The sequence below is a fragment of the Niallia sp. FSL R7-0271 genome (assembly GCF_038005785.1).
Taxonomy (GTDB): domain Bacteria; phylum Bacillota; class Bacilli; order Bacillales; family Cytobacillaceae; genus Niallia.
The window spans coordinates 1,160,477-1,179,465 of sequence record NZ_JBBOTZ010000001.1 but is presented as its reverse complement, the minus strand read 5'-3'; the positions used below and the strand labels follow the sequence as shown (position 1 = coordinate 1,179,465).

Here is an 18,989-nt window from a genome sequence, read left to right as displayed (position 1 = left end):
TATTACTCCCAAAAAGATAAAAAGTAAATGAAGGAAAAAGAGCAAAAAAGAACAAAAAAACGCTAAAAGACGCAGGCAATGCAAATTACTCGTCCTCATCTAACCAATTCTCTGTTTTTTGCTGTTTTTCTCGTTATTTCATCGTTTTATAAAATAAAAAATAAAAAAGGAAGGATTGTCGTTAAGACAACCCTTCCTTTAGAAAAAATATTAGTATGCTAAGCTGAACAAGCCTTTAATATGTGAAAGATAACGGATGTTAGAAGCTTCTTTCATCAATGATGCAGGCATGCCTTTAAGCGGTGTAGAGCTTCCGCCAACAATAGCAACTCCGTCTTTGCGGCCTAGGCTTGCAAGTGTACCAGAGTTGATTGGGCTGAATCCTTCTAGTGTTTTACCTTCAAGGTAAGCAAAAAGGTTGTACCCGATTAATTCACCCATTTGCCATGCGATTTGTGCAGTTGGAGGTGCTGGACGGCCATCTCCATCAGCTGGGAAGTATACAGCACTGTCTCCTGCAACAAATACTTCAGGATGTGAAGTTGATTGCAAGAAGTCATTAACTGTAGCACGTCCGCGGTTTACTTCTAGACCAGAAACACCAACTAGAGGGTTACCTTGAACCCCACCAGTCCACACAAATGTGTTAGCAACGATTTTTTGACCATCTTTCAAGTCAATAACATTGCCTGCTACATTTGTTACTGCAAGTCCAGTCAAGAACTTAACGCCGCGAGCTTCCAAGCTTTTAGTAGCTCTGTCGATTAAATCATCTGGAAGAACAGGAAGAATCTTTGGTCCTGCTTCAACAAGAGATAGGTTGATTTCTTTATAGTCAACGCCGTACTTCTTTGTCATTGCAGGCAGGATGTCAGCTAGTTCACCAACTAGTTCAACACCAGTCAATCCGCCGCCGCCGATAAGAATAGTAGCATCTTCTGGTTTTTTCGTTTTAGCATATTCGCTGATGCGTTCTTCCACATGCTTGAAAATTTTGTTTGCATCTTCAGCTGATTTTAAAACCATGCTGTTTTCTTCCAATCCAGGAATACCGAAGTAAGCTGTTACGCTTCCTAATGCAACAACAAGTGCATCGTAGCTTAGCTTAGATCCACCTGCAAGGATTACTTCTTTATTATCTACGTTGAAAGATTCAACTGTTGCAATCTTAATATCAACATCAAGACCTTTAAGAAGCTTATCAAGAGGCATTGCTACAGCCTTTTCATGAACGTTTCCTGCTGCAAGGCGATGCAATTCCGTAATGATTTGGTGTGTTGGATATTTATTGATTACCGTTACATTCGCTTGTGATTTAGTGTAATATTTGCGGACATTTTGAGCTGCCAATAGACCGCCGTAGCCTGCACCTAAAATAACTATATTTTTTGCCATGGTATATCCTCCGTCCTTCGTTCTATTCAATTGTTGAACTTATTTTTGTTGGTCGCGTTCGTTCAAGATTTGAAGATAGCTTTGTGTAAAACGCAGCATTTTTTGAGCTTGAGGATCTTTTAGTAATTTAAGCAATCCGAATACACCGATTGTTTCATTGCTTTGCTCAGCACGATCCTTCGCTTCAATTACAGCTGAAGCCATACCTTTTGCTGAATGAACGACTGGTTCAAGCATTTCAGTTGTTGCATTGACCATATCACTCATGAAGACCTCATCTTTTGATAGGCCTTGAACAAGATCATATGAGCTTGTCAATGTATTAACGACTTCTGTTAATTTTGGCAGCTGTTCGATTAAAGTAGTCAATGACTCTTGTACCTCAGGCTTTAAAAGCTGATCCAATAAGTCTTGGCTATTAGTAGATGTAGCTGTCAGTTCAGCACTTGTTTGTGTAGTTGTTTCTGACATAACTGATTCTCCTTTGCTATTGGCATTTTCCTAATGTTTTTTTGAATATCAAACTATTGTGCATTTTTGCACAAAAGTTCGTAGACTAATAATTTGGATACATTGATAATAAGGTATGTAGTTATACAAAACTAGTAATTCTAAAGTTTCTACAACAACCCTTCATTAACTCCTTTAATATAATACCACTTTTTTATTAAAAATAAATGTGAGAACCGCAAAATTTTAAAGATTTTTTTGTTTTGTGTGAGATATGTCACAGCGACTTCATCCAATCCTTGCTCTTACCTACCAGGAAAAAACCTTGATGTCATGCGTTGTTATTATAGATACGTTAGTTATGCTTCAGTGAGAACTTTTTACAAATATTTGTCGATTTAATCATAGTCTTCACGTATCAACCTGCCGCTATGCATTCTATTTTTAATGTGTGGAGATAATTTCTTTTGATCCATCTAATACAAAAAACAGGCCAATTTCGGCCTGTTTTTCTTTTATATTTCAATATCCACGACGATGCTGTCGACTCTGCCGACTTCGCGAATATATGTTGCTACTGCTTGATGTTCGGGATTTGGTCCATATAATGCAAGGGCCTCCCTGTCTTCAAAACGAACCTTCAGGACTACCTGATAATCTTTACTGCTTTGGGCGAAGTTCAGTCCTGCCTGCAGGTCTACAACTCCCATGATTTTGTTTCTTAAGGCGCGGAACCTTTTAATCACTTCCTGCAGCTGTTCTTCTGTTGTTGTTTCACTAAATTTGACAAGGACAATATGATCTATCATGCTTGAACCTCTTTCTGGCATACTTTTTTCGTTCTCATTTTAGCGGAATTTTAAACAAGCAGCAAATTTTTTAGCAAAGTTATGTAAATGGACTTATTTTTCCTGAGTCCTTTGTAGTGCTTAGACAAGGTCTGCCGCTTAATTTTACACATATTTTTCCATCAATGATGAAAATCAGCGCTCCGCAAATATTTCAATGAAAACGATACATACTAAGTTAAGACATATAACCATTTTTATTATTATTTAAGAAGGAGTTATTATGAGCAGCCAAGAAAAAGACAATCAGAAGGATTCAAATAAGCAAGGTAATTTAAAATGGTATGAATTATCACTTGTTGGTGTCGGCTGTACGATTGGCACTGGCTACTTTGTAGGTTCCAGCCTGGGAATCATTGAAACAGGTCCAGCGATTGTATTATCTTTCATGATTGCGGCAATTGGAACTTATATTGTTTTTAATTTATTGGCAAAAATGACAGCAGAAGATCCCCAGGAAGGGTCCTTTTGTTATTACGCTAACAAGGCTTTTGGTTCTTGGGCCGGCTTTAGCTGCGGTTGGAATTATTGGGGTTCCAATATTCTTATTATGGGCAGCCAGCTTACCGCCCTGTCTCTTCTTTCACAATTTTGGTTTCCCAAAATACCTCTTTGGGTATTTGCTTGTATTTTTGCTGTATTATCGATATTTGTCGTTTTCTTGGGCACAGACGGCTTTGATAAGGTTGAGAATTATTTAGCTGTTATAAAAACAGCAGCGATTGTTATGTTTATCATCTTAGGAGCTGCAGCTTTATTTGGCTGGATTCATGGCGGAGATCATGCTATGCAGACCCCTAAAAGCCTTGATGCTTTTTTCCCAAAAGGATATAAAGGATTTTGGACATCTCTTATCTATGCCTTTTATGCATATGGAGGGATAGAAGTTATTGGAATGATGGCGATGCAGCTTAAGGACAAGAAGGATGCACCAAAAGCTGGTACTAATATGCTCATCATTTTGCTGATTATCTATGTTCTGTCTTTAGCTTTAGCAGTATTGCTTGTACCACTTGATAAATTTAATGAGAAGGAAAGTCCTTTTGTAACAGCACTCGCAGGTTATCCGCTCAGCTTTTTCCCTCATGTTTTTAATGGGGCGATCATTATTGCTGGGTTTTCAACGATGACTGCATCGCTATTCGGTGTAACTAAATTACTTGTTACAATGGCTAAAGGTGGCGATGCACCTAAAATTTTCGAAAAGAAGCTAAAGAAATTTCATAAGCTGCCCCTTCCCTCATTAACTTTAGGAGCAATAGGATTATTTGCATCCGTTCTAGCTGCTTTACTATTGCCAGGGAAGATATTTGAGTATATTACAACTGCAGCCGGGATACTGTTACTGTACAATTGGGCATTTATTTTGTTCTCCTCCTTTAAAGTTTTGAAGCCTAAAGGATGGGATAAGACAAAGGCAATAATCGGACTGCTTCTTATTCTTGCTGCTGTCAGCGGGACAGTGTTAGAAAAAGGTATTCGAACTGGCTTTTTTATAAGTCTTGCTTGTGTTTTACTGATTGGGATTGCAACCTTTATCGTACATTTAAAACATAAAAAGTCCTCACCTGAAACCACCTAAATGAAGAGGAAAGCGTTCTAAGCTTTCCTCTTTTAGCGATTTTGCCGTTTTTTATTAGAGATGCCAGCTTGGATTTGTTTCATTTCTGCTTCATTAATAATTCCTAATGTTTTGCAAATATAAGAATATGCAGCAATCTTCTTTTCAACTCGTCCGCTTCGATTCATTTAAATCACTCCTTTAATACCATTTATATGCATTATGTTAAAAAAGTTTCCTTTACGCAAAAAAACTAACCATACGCACAGGTTGGCTAGTTTCCAATTATTCACTTTACTTTTTTGTTATACTATTTATAAGGCTTGGCAGCCACTCTTGCAAATTCGAGAATAGATACCCCATCCCTTTAGCTTTATCATTGCTCATTGCCCAAAATGAGTCAATTCCATAAGGAGATGCATTATTATCCTGCTTCTCATTAGCTAAAACCGCTTGTTTTCCAGTGCTTTTTTCAATTATTTCTATTAGTTCAGACAAGTGAATGATGCCGTCAGCACATGCATTGACTGGCCCTTCTATCCCCTTTACTCCAGCCCAGGCAATAAAGTTTCCTGCTTCCTTTTCATCAATAAATCCCATTGCTGCCTGAATGTTAGGGAAATAGATTTCTTCCCCGGCTGCCACTTTTTCTGTATGAAATTCAAGTCTTTTAGTATAATCGTTGATTCCAAGTACGATGGGAATTCTTACTGCTGCCGTCTTAAAAGGGGCTTTTTGGAAAAACACAGCTTCTGCCTGTCTTTTTCCTTCTTGATATGTCACCTCTTTGGCAGATTTTATAACGATTGGATATTCATATGGATTAAAACCTTCTTCTTTTAAAAGCTGCTTGTAAGAGTCATACACAGATAATGTGGATGTTAGTATGTAATGTTCCGTTTTTCCGCTGAAAACCTCTATTGCATTAAGTGCATCTTCTGAGGAGTAACAAATCTGGTCATAAACAGCATCCCATTTTGTATCTTTAAATGATTCCTTAAAGTTCGTTAAATCAGAGCGGTCAAAGAAAATTCGTTCCACTTCGTCTCCAAAGGGATCTGCCGCCATCCCTCTAGTTGCTACTGTTACATGAACACCCATGTCTAATAATGACCTTACAAGATGCACACCAAAAAACCTTGTTCCACCGATCACAAGCGCTTTTTCCACTAATATCCCCTCCACTGATGATACTTCCTATGTAATGCCACTATATTATTCTACAAACAGGAAGCGTATCCTTTTTCTGCACGAAAAAAGATGCATATAGCTATGCACCTTTTTGAATAATTATCTTGGGAACCCTGGTACATATTGTTGTGGAATTGCTGTTTCCTTCCTTAACTGAGCAGCTGCTTCTAATGCCCAGTAAGGATTTCTTAACATTCCTCTTCCAACTGCAACAAGTTCTGCATCTTCATTTCCAATAACTGAATTAGCAAGAGCTGCTTCATCCAATCTGCCTACAGCAATGACAGGAAGATTAAATGCCTGTTTAAATGCTCGTGCGAACGGCACTTGGTAAGCAACATGTGTGCCAGGTTTTCCTGCTGCTGCAATCGGGCCTTCTCCGCCTGCACTTATATGGAATATATCCACACCTGCATCCACATACGCTTTCGAAAACTCGATGCTTTCTTCCACCTCGTAGCCGCCTTCCACATATTCTTTCGCAGAAATGCGCAAAATTAAAGGCATATCTTCCGGCATAGCACTCTTAGCTGCTTTGATAACTTCCACACCAAATTTCGTACGATCTTGACCATACTCATCTTCCCGTTTATTTGTCAGCTTTGATTGGAATTGGTGAATTAAATAGCCATGTGCACCATGAAGCTCAATTGTGTCAACGCCCGCTTTTACAGCACGCTCCACTGCAGCACGGAATTTCTCTACCATCCCTTTTACTTCATCTGTTGTTAGCTCTCTAGGTGTTTTCGAGTTTTCGTCAAATGGAATTGGCGATGGAGCGACTGGAAGCTCTGCATCTTCTGCTTTGCGACCAGCATGAGCAATTTGAATGCCCACTTTCGCACCGTGTTGATGACAAGCATCCACTATTCTTGCAAGTGGAGCAATTTGCTCATCAGACCATAATCCTAAATCATAGTCAGTAATCCTTCCGTCTGGTTCAACATCTGTCATTTCAATAATGATTAAACTCGCACCACCGATTGCTCTGCTTACATAATGAACGTAATGCCAATCTGTTGCAATTCCGTCCTTTTTCGTCACAGAATATTGGCACATTGGCGGCATAACAACTCTGTTTTTTAGCTCTAAGCTTTTGTAAGAGTATGGAGAAAATAAATGTTCCATCGTTTTATTCCTTCTTTCTTTTTCAAAATGCATGCTCATGCATATAAATTATCATTCCTGTTCAAGATGGTCAAATAAAATAACTTGAAATAGCTCTCTCTTTTTTTCCACATACAAGATACCCGTTTTCTCCCAAACCTATTCCACTTCAATAGCAAAAGCATATAGTGCATCTCCATTAGGACTATCCTCATCTGTCCACAAAGCAGAGTACACAAAATAGTAGATTCCCGCTTCTTGCGGAGCCTTCATTTGGCCACCAGCTTTTAATACTGTTGTTTCTTTATTTTCAGACTGTATTTGTTGTAAGCTCCCTTCAGAAGGATTTTCATAATCAAATTCAAATTTTATCCTTTGATTAGCTTTGACCTTTTTCGGTGTTTCATCCTTGAGCAGCTCCAACGGTCCAGCTGTATCTGCACAAACACCGCTTCCGCCATTTGACCAGCAGTAGCTGCCAAGCTTCGTTTCATGCCGGATATCGTCCATAACAATAAAAAGACTAGGTGGTTCATTCATGGCAGGCTGAATGTTTGAACAGCCTATTAGCAATACAAAGAAAAAAAGCAGTAAGATTATCCTTCGCAAACGAGCACATCCCCTTAGTCTGTCTTCTTCTAATAGGGCGAAAACTGAATGGAAAAAGTTACAACAAAATATAAAAAAAGGAAAGAAGTAAAAGCGGACATGTGCTTATCAGCTTTTACTTCTTTCCAATCATCATTTGCAATATGGAACTAAGGTCATTTTTTGTTTCTGTCTTTTCCAGTATAGCTGCCAGTGTGTTAGAAAAAGTCTCATTTGCTTTCACAAACTTGTCTTTACCATACTCAGTCAATGCAGTGTAAATTCCCCTCCGATCATCTGTGCACAGATGTCGCTGCAGGGCTCCGCATTCCTTCGCTTCAAGTCTTGTTACAAGCCTTGATAAGGCACTTTGGCTCAAGCCCACCATATCTTGAAGCTGTTGAAGTCTAAGCTTATGCTCTGGTGCTTTTGACAAATAAAGAAGCACATAAAACTCTCTAAGTGAAAGCTTATGCTGATGCTGCAGGACATGTTCAAGCTCCGTCGCTATTGCACCTTGTAAGCTTGATAATGCCAGCCAGCTTTCCGTATATGAATTTGCCGGTTTTTCCATCATTGTATCTCCACCTATATCCTTATAACAAAACCCGAATTCTTTCCTATAAAATACTAACTCCCATTCTACCAACAGGGAGTATAACGGTCAATGCAGAGGATATCAGTGTTGTTTGTTAACTATTTTAGCCTCTCCCAGCCTGGAAAGACGGATATTTTGTCATACCGCCGTCTGCAAACAAAGTTATCCCTGTCACATAGCTGGACTCATCAGATGCAAGCCAAGCAGCAACGGCAGCGATTTCTTCCGGCTTTCCTATATAGCCTAATGGTATCATACTTTCCACATCTTTTCGCTTGGCAGGATCGGCAAACTTTTCTGCATTAATAGGAGTGTTAATGGCACCAGGCCCGATATTATTTACACGTATTCCTTTTGGAGCATACTCAAGGGCAAGTGTTTCTGTCATCAGCTTCACCCCGCCTTTACTTGCTGCATAATGAACAAATGTCGGCCACGGAATCATTTCATGAACGCTTGACATATTGATTACATTGCCCTTAATATCATGCTCAACAAAATACTTTATCGCTTCCCTGCTGCCAAGAAACGCACCAGTCAAATTTGTGCCGATTACCTTTTCCCAATTGTCTAATGTCATCTCATGGGATGGCACTGGATTCTCAATTCCTGCATTATTTATCATTATATCTAACTTTCCAAAGTGGTCATGCGCAGTTTTAACAAGATTGATGACATCTTGCTCCTTTGTGACATCACCTTGAATAATGACAGCTTGTCCGCCTGCTTCTTCGACTTCTTTTTTGACAGCTGATGCCTCGTTGTCATCAGAAAAATAATTGATGACAACATTAGCCCCCTCTTTACCAAATCTGATTGCCATTGCACGGCCCAAGCCCGTCGATGCTCCTGTAATTGCCACTACTTTACCTTTTAAGTCAGTATACACGGAAAGTTCCTCCTTGTTATTTTTTCGCGATGCCTAAACAGATGACCCCTGCAATAATGAGGATAATCCCAACCGCAACAAAGACAAGCTGGCGCTTTGTTTTCTTTTCTCCTAATAAGAAGATTCCGCCTAGGGTAGAAATAACTACACCTGTCTGGGATAAAGAATAGCTGATTGCCACGCCGACCTTTGGCTGCGAAATAAACAAAAACATATTTCCAGCTGCCCAAAACAAACCAGGCAATATATTCTTTAATGCATAAAGATTGAATGGCTTATGTTTATATGTAATAACAAGTCCGCCAATCACCATTCCGATTGACTGAGGGAAGAGTGCTGACCAGCCATCAACAGAAAACAGTCTTGCGATTACAACATAGCCTAAATACCCTAAAGTAGAAATCAGTAAGGTAACTGTCCCCTTTTTCAGTTTGGCAGACTCATCTGCACTTCTCTTCTGATCATATGTAGTTAAAATTATCCCTGCTAATATACAAAGAATGGCAATAATGCCAAGAATAATGGTAGTAGCAGTTGTCCACTCACGAAATACTAGGACACCAAACAAGGTTGTTGATACAATCTGCAAACCAGTTGAAATTGGCATTGTCTTTGAAACCCCAATATATTCAATTGATTTAAATTGATTGCTTTGCCCAATTGCCCAAAAGATACCTGAACATATACCGACAATAAGAATAAGAAGGGACAGCTCCGGTCTTGCAATCAAATAAACTACAGCAGAGAAAAGAAGTGCACCAATTGTTGTACCTAATGTCTGACTGTATGCCCCGCCCCCTATTTTCACATTAATTAATACGATGCTGCCCCAAAACAGAGCAGGAAGAATTGCTAAAAAAAACTCCACTTTAAATCAAACCCACTTTCTTGTTATATCGTTTAAATTTCCCTAATCGTGCAAAATCTAATCAGCATATTTATTAATAAAGCAAGTAACTTAATAAAAAAAAGCCTAAAATCTCGATTTGCGGATTTCAGGCCACTCCATTGCTTATTCCATTGTCAGCACTTTTTCTTCTAGTAAACAAACTGCTTTATGGCATTCACTGTCGCTGATTGAAGATTTTAACTCACCTATTGCCATATCGACAAGATGCTTGCGGCGATTTTCCGGCTCTGCCAGCTCTTCCTCCACAAAATCGATTAATTCCTCATATTTTTTCTGATCTTCCACATTTTGCACACTGTTTCTAACCATTAGCTTTAAAGATTCAATCATACAGGAAATATTTTTACTATCTGTATGCCTGTCACTTTCGGCGCTGTCTGACAGCCATTTTAACAGCAATTCAGGAGCAAGCACTCGTTCGCCAGTCTTCGCAACATCCTCTGTCATCGCAATTATTCTATTAACACTGTACTGTACAATTTTATGAACATCTATTTGCCGCTGTTGATCTAACGAATAGAAAAAGATCATATTATGAAGGTTGCCAGTCAACATGACGGCACAATCAAGCAGATACGGTTTTTTATCAATTCCGCAAATATCCATTAGCCGCTTATACAGCCAGTTTAATTCCTGAATTCTCCTCCTGTTCAAAAATTGCTTGAGCTCCGGATCATTCGTAAATAAAATTTCTTCAAAAAGAGAGATAATCTTATACTGGTTGTTCGTGTTAATTAACAATTCAATTTGCTGAATAAAAATTGCCAATGAAGCTTTATCTTGACCAATCATAAGCTGTTTGCGCTTCTCGCCAAGTTCAGTGTATATATCCTTAAAAATAGAAATCAGCAGTTCATTTTTACTTGAAAAATAGTTGTAAAAGGTTCCTTTCGAGATTCCGCTACTTTCTAGAATTTCTTGAATGGATGTGGCTTGGAATCCTTTTTCAATAAATAGCTCATGAGCTTTATTCAATACATGCTTTTTCCGGTTATTCATATTCATCACCTTAGGGAAATTATACTGACAGTTCAAAAAACATACTAACCTATTCGGTAAATAATTTCAAGAAATCAGCAAAGAAAACGTTACCATTAAGCCTTGCTCTCGCTATCCAACAGGAAAAGTAATCCAACAAAATTTATTTTTTAGTAAACCTAAACATTTTTTATTGCAAAATTTATACTGCCAGTATATTATTATTTAAGCCTAGAACAATTGTATAAAAAATGAACTAAAGGTTCATAAGGAGGAAAACATTTCATGAACAACACAGCAACACAAAATACGAAAAAGCCACCATATGGCATTATCGCCATTCTGATGGCCGGGGCTTTTGTTGCTATCTTAAACTCAACATTATTAAATATAGCATTGCCTTCTATTAATAAGGACTTTGATATTGATGCTTCTGTCGGGCAATGGCTCGTTACAGGCTACATGCTCGTTAACGGAATTATGATTCCGACAACGGCTTTTTTAATTCAAAGATATTCCATTAGACGCCTGTTTATCACAGCGATGTCATTGTTTACCATTGGTACACTTGTGGCAGGCTTCTCAGGATCGTTCCCGGTTCTGTTGGCAGCACGTATGGTCCAAGCTTCTGGTTCTGCGATTATGATGCCAGTATTGATGAACTTCCTGCTTACAAGCTTCCCTGTTGAAAAACGCGGAAGTGCTATGGGAGTATTCGGCTTAGTTATGATTTTCGCACCAGCAATTGGTCCGACATTGTCTGGTTATATCGTAGAGCATTTCCATTGGCATGTTTTATTCCGTGTAATCGCACCAATTGCCATTCTTGTTTTGGTACTTGCCATTGTGAAATTAAAAGATAAAAAGGATAAAGTAGATATTTCTATCGACACCCTTTCTGTCATTCTGTCAACATTAGGCTTTGGCGGTCTGCTGTACGGATTCAGCACTGCCGGCAACAAAGGCTGGGACAGTCCGTATGTTTATGGAACATTGATTATCGGTTTCCTAAGTTTAGTTCTCTTCATTGTGAGACAGCTTAAAATTCCAAATCCAATGCTTGAATTCAGGATTTTTAAATATCCGTTATTTGCATTATCAGCAGCGATTTCTATTGTAGTTAATATTGCCATGTTTTCTGCGATGCTGTTAATGCCTATGTACATTCAAACAGTTAGAGGTATCTCTCCACTAGATTCAGGACTGCTGCTTTTACCTGGGGCAATCATTATGGGAATTATGTCGCCAATTACTGGTAAACTTTTTGATAAATATGGTGCCCGTATTTTAGCAGTAACCGGGTTGGCTATCACAGCTGTTACAACATATATGTTCAGCAAATTAACAATGGACACATCTTATACAACTCTAATCATCATTTATTCTTTCCGTATGTTCGGGATGTCAATGGTTATGATGCCAGTAATGACAAACGGCTTAAATCAAGTGCCTGGACGTTTGAATCCGCACGGCACAGCAATGAACAATACATTGCAGCAAGTTTCTGGCGCAATCGGGTCTGCATTAATGATCACCATTATGTCCAACCGCACTACAACACATGCAAATGAATTGGCAGAAGATGCAATGAAATCTATGGCTAACAGCACAGTACAGCCAGATGCGGCAACACTTGCGGCAGCTAAAGAGCAGCTTGCGATGAAAGCAATGATGGAAGGAATTAATGATGCATTCCTTATTTCTGTCGGCGTCGTTGTTCTTGCTTTAATCCTGTCATTCTTTATGAAACGAGCAACACCTGCTGAAGATATTCAAAGCAATCCAAACAAAGTGCAGCAAAAAACTTCTGCAAAACTTGCAGAAAACTAATAAATAGATTCAAAAAGCCAAGCTGTGATTATGAAGTGAACCCGAATAGTGGCACATGAAAAAAACACCTCCTGAATTCGCATACTAAGTATGCAAATTCAATGGAGGTGTTTTTGGTTTGAAAACAAGAGTTCATTACCCAGAAGAAATAAAGTGGAAAGTGATTGAAATGAAAAAGGATGGATATTCCAATCGGACAATTATGGAGAAGCTTGGAATTAAAAATGTTTCCCAAATTAAGACATGGATGAAATGGTATCGTACCGGTCAAACGTACCGTTTTCAACAACCTGTAGGAAAACAATATTCTTATGGAAAAGGGCCAAAAGAGTTAAATGAATTGGAACAGTTACGCTTAGAAAATAAACATCTAAAAACAAAATTACTTGTATGGGGAAAGTATCTAGAAATCGAAAGGGGCTGAAACCAGAAACTGTAGTTACTTTATGGAACGATTTAAAAACAAAGCTAACGGTAAAAGAATTGTGTAACGTATTAGAATTACCCCGGTCCACATTTTATCGTTGGTTACAACGAACGGAAGATCTAAAAGAGGATATAGAAGAGAAAGTAAAGGATGTTTGTCTTAGGCATAGATTCCGGTATGGATATCGAAGAGTGACCGCTACTCTTCGAAAAATGGGACTGTGTGTCAATCATAAAAAAGTATTACGAATCATGAGACAAAATCATATTCTTTCAAAAGTACGTCGAAAGAAAAAGAAATATATCAATGGTGCGGAACCAATGGTAGCCCCTCATCGATTGGAGCGCCAATTCGATGCATCCAGACCAAATGAAAAGTGGTTTACGGATGTAACTTATTTATTATTTGGAGAGCGTACCTTGTATTTATCAACGATTATGGATGCCTTTAATCGTGAAATTATTAGTTGTGTCATCAGCGAGTCGCAAACACTAACATTGGCGATGAAGACATTAAAACAAGCAATGAGAGGGCGAAAAGTAAAAGGTGTCCTTCTTCACTCGGATCAAGGAAGTATTTATACAGCAAAAGAATTTCAAGCGTACGCCAAAGAAAACGGCATTATCACCAGCATGTCCCGGAAAGGAAATTGCCATGATAATGCCGTCATGGAAAGCTTCTTTGGTCATTTGAAAAGTGAAGCTTTCTATTCACAAAAGATAACAAAAGTATCCAACACAACTGTGCGAAAGATTGTGCTAGAATACATTCATTACTACAATTGTGTGCGAATTCAAGAAAAATTAAACCACCTATCCCCTAAAGAATTTAGGGAACAAGTGGTTTAGGTGTTTTGATTGGTGTCCCGTTTTCAGGGTTCACTTCAATTATGATCAGCTTGGTTTTTTTATATCAATATATCAACCTCCTTTTCCAAACTGAATCCCCCCCTAGATTTGCTCGTGACGAACAAGAAAATTTCTAATTTTTATGGTGAAGTCTTGGTTAGTTTTTGGTATAATTTAGCTAAGTTAATAAAAAAATTCTGTTACTAGACTTTCATATTTTAACTGCGGATGCAGGATTAATAATGTAGTCAAGTAACTTCAGGGCAGCTTTGATAATAGACAGACTTAAATAAAAGATAGCGGAATAATAAAAGGTGGCTAGAAAAATGCTGAAGAATAAACGAATCAAGGAAATTCAGGATTATGTGCATGAACATGAAACTGTTTCTTTAGATGAACTGGTAGAAGTATTTAATGTCTCTAAAAATACGATTCGCAGAGACATACAGGAGCTTGTTGAAGAAGGAGAGCTTAAAAAAGTCTATGGCGGGGTTGCCGTTAACCATGCGACACTCGTTTCTTTTAACGATCGGCAAATACGCAATAAGGATGAGAAAATGCTGATTGGTAAGAACGCAGCCGAGTTCGTTCAAGACGGTGATATAATTTTTATTGATTCAGGCACAACCACATTGGAAATGCTGGAGTACCTTAAAACAAAACAGCTTTCCATTATTACAAATAATCTCGATTTCATCATTAAAGCACTGCCATATGAAAATCTTCATATTATAACATTTGGCGGTGTGCTAGAAAGAAAAACGAAATCCTTTGCAAGCATCCAAAGCACAGATGTTATCAAATCCTATAACATCAATAAGGCCTTTATGGCATCAACAGGGATTTCCATCAGTAATGGTGTCACAAACTCCTCCCCATTAGAAAGCGAAATTAAAAAGAATGTTGTCGAAAGAAGCGCTGAGGTTTACTTGCTTGTTGACCATCATAAGTTTGATAAATATGCATTAATGACATACTGCACTCTGCATGATATTGACTACTTAATAACAGGTGCCGAGCCTCCAAAGGAATATCAGGCATTCGCAAGTGAAAACAATATTAAGCTTGTCATTGCTCAAAAAGAAGCATAAAAAACAGCTCCTAAATTACCATTTAGGAGCTGTTTCCATTTTTCTTTGTTCGAATTTAACAAATAGCCGGTAATAAATTACACCACTTAATATGGCTAACAAGCTGATAAAGAAGAATGTCCACGTATAGCCCACCCATGCACTCATCGGAATGGACACTGGTGCAATCATTTTCGAGAAGGTGTAGCGCAGACTTGCAGCGGCATAATACTTCCCCCTTTTATCAGCTGGTGCAAGCTCGGAAATGAACCCTTGCTGTATGCCAGCTGTCATCAACTCTGCCAGCGTAAACACAAGCATCGCCAGCAGCAGCCCCCAAATCCATGAAGTTTGGCTAAATAACAGCACAGAAGCGGCATAAATAAACGAAGATATGATAAACACATTCCGTTCTTTGTATTTACTCATCCATCTTGTAACTGTAATTGTAAAGATAGCGACTAACAAGCCGTTTTCTGCGAGCACAAGACCAAATGCCTGTGTGCTTTCCACCACATAAGACCAATTACCGAATTGAAGCAAAGGCTGGTCTGTCACCACTTCATTTATATACACTGGAAACAGGAGATCTAATTGCATGAAGGTTTGTCCGACAAGCACGCCTGCGATGATGAAAAGCAGAAAAATGCGGTCATTCATGATTACCTTATAATCTTTAAGCTGATCGCCGAGCACAGAAATCCAATTACTTGCTTGCCCGCTCTCCTCCATTTTGGAAACGGGTGCAGTCTCTGTGATTTTATAATGAAGAACAATGCCGAGAACAAGATTCAGCACGCCGGCCATCAGCAGTAATGCAAATCGGTAATCAGCGAAAAAAATACCGCCAATAATAGGGCCAATCACGACTGCAATATTTGTCGACGTATAAAAAATCGCAAATACATCGCTGCGATCCTTCTCTTCGACTACATCCGCTATCATTGCCTGACTTGCCGGCCAATACACTGCACCGAACATACTTACAACAGTAAAGCATACAAACCCTAGCAGTGCTGAGTCAAGCCAAGGGGAGCTTGAGAAGGCAAAAACGATGAATGCAGCCCCTTGGGCAAATGCAGACAGCACCATCATTCTTTTCCTGCCGTATTTATCTGCATAATAGCCTCCGAGCAAATTGGCTGCACAGGAAACAACTTGAGATAATATTAACAGCAGGCCAGCTGTTGATTTTCCGAAGGAATCAGTAAAATATATAGCTAAAAAAGGGAAGAACATCCAAAATGTAATATTAACAACAGATTCCCCTGCAAGGCGGATCTTTAAATTCTGATCCCAATCTCTTAGACGCATACTCATACGAAGCATTCTCTCTTTCTATAATCTTCTTCTATAATACCAATCTTTTACATGCATCCTCAAGTTAATTTTACTATATTAAGAAAACGAAAAAGGACAAACCCTAAGCTAGTTTCTTAGGATTTGCCCTTTTTCTTAAATAGATATCTTTACCTCTGCATTCATACCGAGCAGCACTTTTTTTGTCGGATTCTGAATGGAAATTTTCACTTGGACTTTTTGTGTCACTTTCGTATAATTCCCTGTTGCATTTTGCGAAGGCAATGCAGAAAAGACAGAGTTTGTCGCATAGCTGATATCTTCTATCTTTCCGTCAAACATTACATCTGAATCACCGTCCACGGTTATATCAACATTATCACCAATCTCAATGTCTTTTAATTCGGTTTCCTTAATATTCGCTAAAACATACATATGATCCATATCTGCTGTTTGAGCGAGCACCTGCCCTGCTTGAACAAGCTCATTTGCCTTTGCTTCATTTTTAATAATCGTTCCAGCCTCCATACTGTTTACGTTACTTGCAGTCTTCCCACTGCTTACCTTTCCTACTGATTCCTTTTTATTTATATCTTTTCCAGCTTCCCCGTTCCAGCTCGTTAGAACCCCTGAAGTTGGCGCCACAATCTCCGTAATATCTGCTGAAACGACAGCATCATCTGTTTTTACATAATTTTTGTTTTGATAATAAAAATAAGCTCCTAAAGCAATCAGACCTAATATAACAACAAGTCCGATGAAGTTTATTAATAATATTTTCCCTTTGCTCATCTGTTTCTCTCCAATCTTGATTAGACTCTAATGTTTTCCGCCTTGTGATTTACAGCTTCCTTTGACGGTTTTTGAACAAGTGATCTGCCCTTGCCTGTGGCAACTTTACCGATGGAAGAAAGCAGCATAATTACACCTAAAACTAGCAGTATTGTGAAAAGCTGATGGTAGGCTCCTAAAATAGCAGATTTTTTGGCATGAACAACGAGTTCATAAGATGCCAATGATTTTGCATCTGCAACAGAATTCCCCTGCTCCATTAAACGTCGTGTCCAATTTGCCATTTCCAATTTAAACTCTGAACTGTCACTTTGCAGGCTCCAGCGAATCATTTCATAATTGACGGCGTTTTGCTTTGTTAAAAACCATGCGAGTAACGGGGAAACAATGGCACCGGCAAAGTTACGCATAGAATGCAACGTGACAGACCGCATGGAGGCTTGGTGAATGTCTCCTGCAAGAGCAGTTCCTAATGCTCCACCCACTAATACCATGCTTACCCCCGCTCCTAGACAGGCGACTTGAAAATATAATTCATGCAAGGAGGTTGCTGAATCAATTGTTCTCCATTGAATGCTTACGTAAATAACGGCAATTGAACCAATAATACCAAGGATACCTGCTCCTAATTTGTCATATAAAACCGTTTTTAGAACAGCTGTCACAACTATACCGACGAAAAACCAGAAATAAAAATGGGACAAGTATACAAACGGCAAATCTAAATTATTGCGTAAGAACCCATTAATACCAGCAATTGCAAAAACTAATGCCAGATGAGAAGCGATGGCCATGATTGTGCCTGAGATAGGCTTTGATGCCTTTAATGTTCTAAATGGCACTAATGGGGTTTCGGCCTTTCTATCAACAACAATAAATAGGCACATCAGTATGAAAGCTGCTAGTAAAAATGGCCAAACATAGATTGATGAAAAGCCTTTGTCCACTAAATTACATAATGGAACGGCAAGCACCGCTAGCAAAGCCGTCCATAGGAATATGCCTGTTTTGTCCTGTGGCAAATGCTCTTCTTTCTGCTCTAGCTTTGGCAAACCGAAAAAGCCAACCAATAAACATAGAACAGAAGCTATAACATTCAGCATAAACAGCCAGCGCCAAGCGCCGGCCTGTAAGGATACGGCTCCAAATAAAGCACCTAAAGCGCTAGCACCGAACAGACCTGTGATGATCATCAGCAAAAACGTGTTCCTGATTTTATTAGGAAACGACTTTAGACTGGCAGGCAAGATCGTTAAAAACAAAAATCCTGCACTGATTCCTTGGACAACCCTCCCGATGATAAGAAACAATAAATCTTCTGTAAGGACTGCCATAATGGAGCCAATCAGAAAAATAAATGTAAACAGCAAATAGTTCTTTCGTAAACCAAATTTCCTTGTCAACACTGGTCCTATAGGCACACCAAATGCAAACCCAAGATTAGATAAGGTCGAAGGCAGCAATAGGCTGCTTGTTCCAAGCTGCAAACCATTTTGTATCACACCTTGGTTTAATATATAAGAAAGATTGGAAAAATACTGTGAACCGATGGCGAATATTGTCAAGATGGAAATGATTAAATATGGAGGAACTGCCACCTTCTCTGATTCAGATGCAGATGTATTAACTTGCTGACTCATTTTCCCTCCCCCTTTTTGTGGTTATTTATATATTGTATACAACAAGTTGTATTATACAATATATAAATAAATAATCAATCTTTTTTTACGGCAGAAAAAAAGAGACTCTTTGTAAGAATCCCTTTTAATCTTGCCCCCACTTCTTAAAATCAGCATTAAGGCGACTAATTAATTTATCCAATTGGCCGATTTCTTCCTGTTTCCAGTCTTTTAAGATATCCCCATACACTGTACGGCGTGCCTTTTGCACTCGTTTTAGAACCTCAAGTCCTTCTTCTGTTATTTCAATCAGGCTTATCCGTCCATTATTCGCATCAGGGTATCTTTTAATATAAGCTTTCGTTTCGAGATTACTAACCTGTCTGCTGGCAGTTGAGATATTTAACAGCAGCTGGTGTGCTATTTCATTAATTCCAATCGGCCCTTTTTGCTGTAATTCACTTAATATTAAGTATTCGGATCGATCAAGACTCCCAAGCTTTGGATTGCTTGCCGTAATTAAACGAACCAGAAGTGCAACTTCATATTCTATCGACTGAAGTGAACTATTCATTTGCATCCTCCCCCT

The 18,989-nt window shown here is 38.8% G+C and carries 19 protein-coding genes; 4 read left to right on the top strand and 15 right to left on the bottom strand.

The window, feature by feature from the left end:
• Nucleotides 1–210: 210 nt before the first annotated feature.
• From MKX82_RS05965 to MKX82_RS05955, 3 genes are all read right to left on the bottom strand, one after another.
• Entirely contained in the window at nucleotides 211–1,395 is a 1,185-nt protein-coding gene (locus MKX82_RS05965) for an NAD(P)/FAD-dependent oxidoreductase (protein WP_233317748.1), read from the bottom strand.
• A 39-nt stretch (nucleotides 1,396–1,434) separates the two neighbouring features.
• Complete coding sequence (locus tag MKX82_RS05960; RefSeq protein WP_127735207.1) at nucleotides 1,435–1,866, bottom strand: DUF1641 domain-containing protein; 432 nt, start codon at nucleotides 1,864–1,866, stop codon at nucleotides 1,435–1,437.
• A 494-nt stretch (nucleotides 1,867–2,360) separates the two neighbouring features.
• Nucleotides 2,361–2,654, bottom strand: a complete 294-nt coding sequence (locus tag MKX82_RS05955) for a Dabb family protein (RefSeq protein WP_233317750.1) — start codon at nucleotides 2,652–2,654, stop codon at nucleotides 2,361–2,363.
• A gap of 262 nt (nucleotides 2,655–2,916) precedes the next feature.
• Here MKX82_RS05955 and MKX82_RS05950 point away from each other — a divergent pair, with 262 nt between their 5' ends.
• The gene (locus MKX82_RS05950; protein ID WP_237941114.1) at nucleotides 2,917–4,275 is read left to right on the top strand and encodes an amino acid permease; all 1,359 of its coding nucleotides are present in this window, start codon (nucleotides 2,917–2,919) and stop codon (nucleotides 4,273–4,275) included.
• 32 nt (nucleotides 4,276–4,307) lie between these two features.
• On the opposite strand, the gene MKX82_RS05945 is transcribed toward MKX82_RS05950, so the two are convergent.
• The 8 genes from MKX82_RS05945 to MKX82_RS05910 form a co-directional block, all read right to left on the bottom strand.
• The gene (locus MKX82_RS05945) at nucleotides 4,308–4,442 is read right to left on the bottom strand and encodes a hypothetical protein (protein WP_267913467.1); all 135 of its coding nucleotides are present in this window, start codon (nucleotides 4,440–4,442) and stop codon (nucleotides 4,308–4,310) included.
• Nucleotides 4,443–4,548: 106 nt separating this feature from the next.
• Nucleotides 4,549–5,439, bottom strand: a complete 891-nt coding sequence (locus tag MKX82_RS05940; RefSeq protein WP_341075697.1) for an NAD-dependent epimerase/dehydratase family protein — start codon at nucleotides 5,437–5,439, stop codon at nucleotides 4,549–4,551.
• Nucleotides 5,440–5,544: 105 nt separating this feature from the next.
• The gene (locus MKX82_RS05935; protein ID WP_341075695.1) at nucleotides 5,545–6,573 is read right to left on the bottom strand and encodes an NADH:flavin oxidoreductase/NADH oxidase; all 1,029 of its coding nucleotides are present in this window, start codon (nucleotides 6,571–6,573) and stop codon (nucleotides 5,545–5,547) included.
• 138 nt (nucleotides 6,574–6,711) lie between these two features.
• Complete coding sequence (locus MKX82_RS05930) at nucleotides 6,712–7,161, bottom strand: hypothetical protein (RefSeq protein ID WP_237941112.1); 450 nt, start codon at nucleotides 7,159–7,161, stop codon at nucleotides 6,712–6,714.
• A 115-nt stretch (nucleotides 7,162–7,276) separates the two neighbouring features.
• Complete coding sequence (locus MKX82_RS05925; RefSeq protein ID WP_237941111.1) at nucleotides 7,277–7,717, bottom strand: MarR family winged helix-turn-helix transcriptional regulator; 441 nt, start codon at nucleotides 7,715–7,717, stop codon at nucleotides 7,277–7,279.
• Nucleotides 7,718–7,841: 124 nt separating this feature from the next.
• On the bottom strand, nucleotides 7,842–8,627 hold the full coding sequence (gene gdh, locus MKX82_RS05920) for a glucose 1-dehydrogenase (RefSeq protein WP_237941110.1): 786 nt from the start codon (nucleotides 8,625–8,627) through the stop codon (nucleotides 7,842–7,844).
• A gap of 16 nt (nucleotides 8,628–8,643) precedes the next feature.
• A complete protein-coding gene (locus MKX82_RS05915) occupies nucleotides 8,644–9,495 on the bottom strand; it encodes a GRP family sugar transporter (RefSeq protein WP_233317765.1) in 852 nt (283 codons plus the stop codon).
• 144 nt (nucleotides 9,496–9,639) lie between these two features.
• Nucleotides 9,640–10,536: a TetR/AcrR family transcriptional regulator gene (locus MKX82_RS05910; RefSeq protein WP_233317766.1), complete on the bottom strand. Its 897-nt coding sequence runs from the start codon at nucleotides 10,534–10,536 to the stop codon at nucleotides 9,640–9,642.
• Nucleotides 10,537–10,800: 264 nt separating this feature from the next.
• Between MKX82_RS05910 and MKX82_RS05905 the strand changes: the two genes are divergently transcribed.
• From MKX82_RS05905 to MKX82_RS05895, 3 genes are all read left to right on the top strand, one after another.
• Nucleotides 10,801–12,345, top strand: coding sequence for a DHA2 family efflux MFS transporter permease subunit (locus MKX82_RS05905; RefSeq protein ID WP_233317768.1), 1,545 nt, complete (start codon nucleotides 10,801–10,803; stop codon nucleotides 12,343–12,345).
• Between the two features lie 118 nt (nucleotides 12,346–12,463).
• Nucleotides 12,464–13,620 (top strand): IS3 family transposase gene (locus tag MKX82_RS05900; protein WP_085964999.1). Its coding sequence is split into 2 segments (ribosomal slippage): nucleotides 12,464–12,716 and nucleotides 12,716–13,620, totalling 1,158 coding nucleotides; the frame shifts between segments, so codons are not numbered across the junction.
• A 326-nt stretch (nucleotides 13,621–13,946) separates the two neighbouring features.
• A complete protein-coding gene (locus tag MKX82_RS05895; protein ID WP_237941109.1) occupies nucleotides 13,947–14,711 on the top strand; it encodes a DeoR/GlpR family DNA-binding transcription regulator in 765 nt (254 codons plus the stop codon).
• 15 nt (nucleotides 14,712–14,726) lie between these two features.
• On the opposite strand, the gene MKX82_RS05890 is transcribed toward MKX82_RS05895, so the two are convergent.
• From MKX82_RS05890 to MKX82_RS05875, 4 genes are all read right to left on the bottom strand, one after another.
• Nucleotides 14,727–16,004, bottom strand: coding sequence for an MDR family MFS transporter (locus tag MKX82_RS05890; protein ID WP_341079416.1), 1,278 nt, complete (start codon nucleotides 16,002–16,004; stop codon nucleotides 14,727–14,729).
• 141 nt (nucleotides 16,005–16,145) lie between these two features.
• A complete protein-coding gene (locus MKX82_RS05885; RefSeq protein ID WP_285109845.1) occupies nucleotides 16,146–16,781 on the bottom strand; it encodes an efflux RND transporter periplasmic adaptor subunit in 636 nt (211 codons plus the stop codon).
• A gap of 20 nt (nucleotides 16,782–16,801) precedes the next feature.
• Nucleotides 16,802–18,421 carry an MFS transporter gene (locus MKX82_RS05880; RefSeq protein ID WP_341075681.1) on the bottom strand — a complete coding sequence of 540 codons (1,620 nt, stop codon included), beginning with the start codon at nucleotides 18,419–18,421 and terminating at the stop codon, nucleotides 16,802–16,804.
• A gap of 124 nt (nucleotides 18,422–18,545) precedes the next feature.
• On the bottom strand, nucleotides 18,546–18,974 hold the full coding sequence (locus tag MKX82_RS05875) for a MarR family winged helix-turn-helix transcriptional regulator (RefSeq protein ID WP_233317776.1): 429 nt from the start codon (nucleotides 18,972–18,974) through the stop codon (nucleotides 18,546–18,548).
• Between the last annotated feature and the right edge of the window lie 15 nt (nucleotides 18,975–18,989).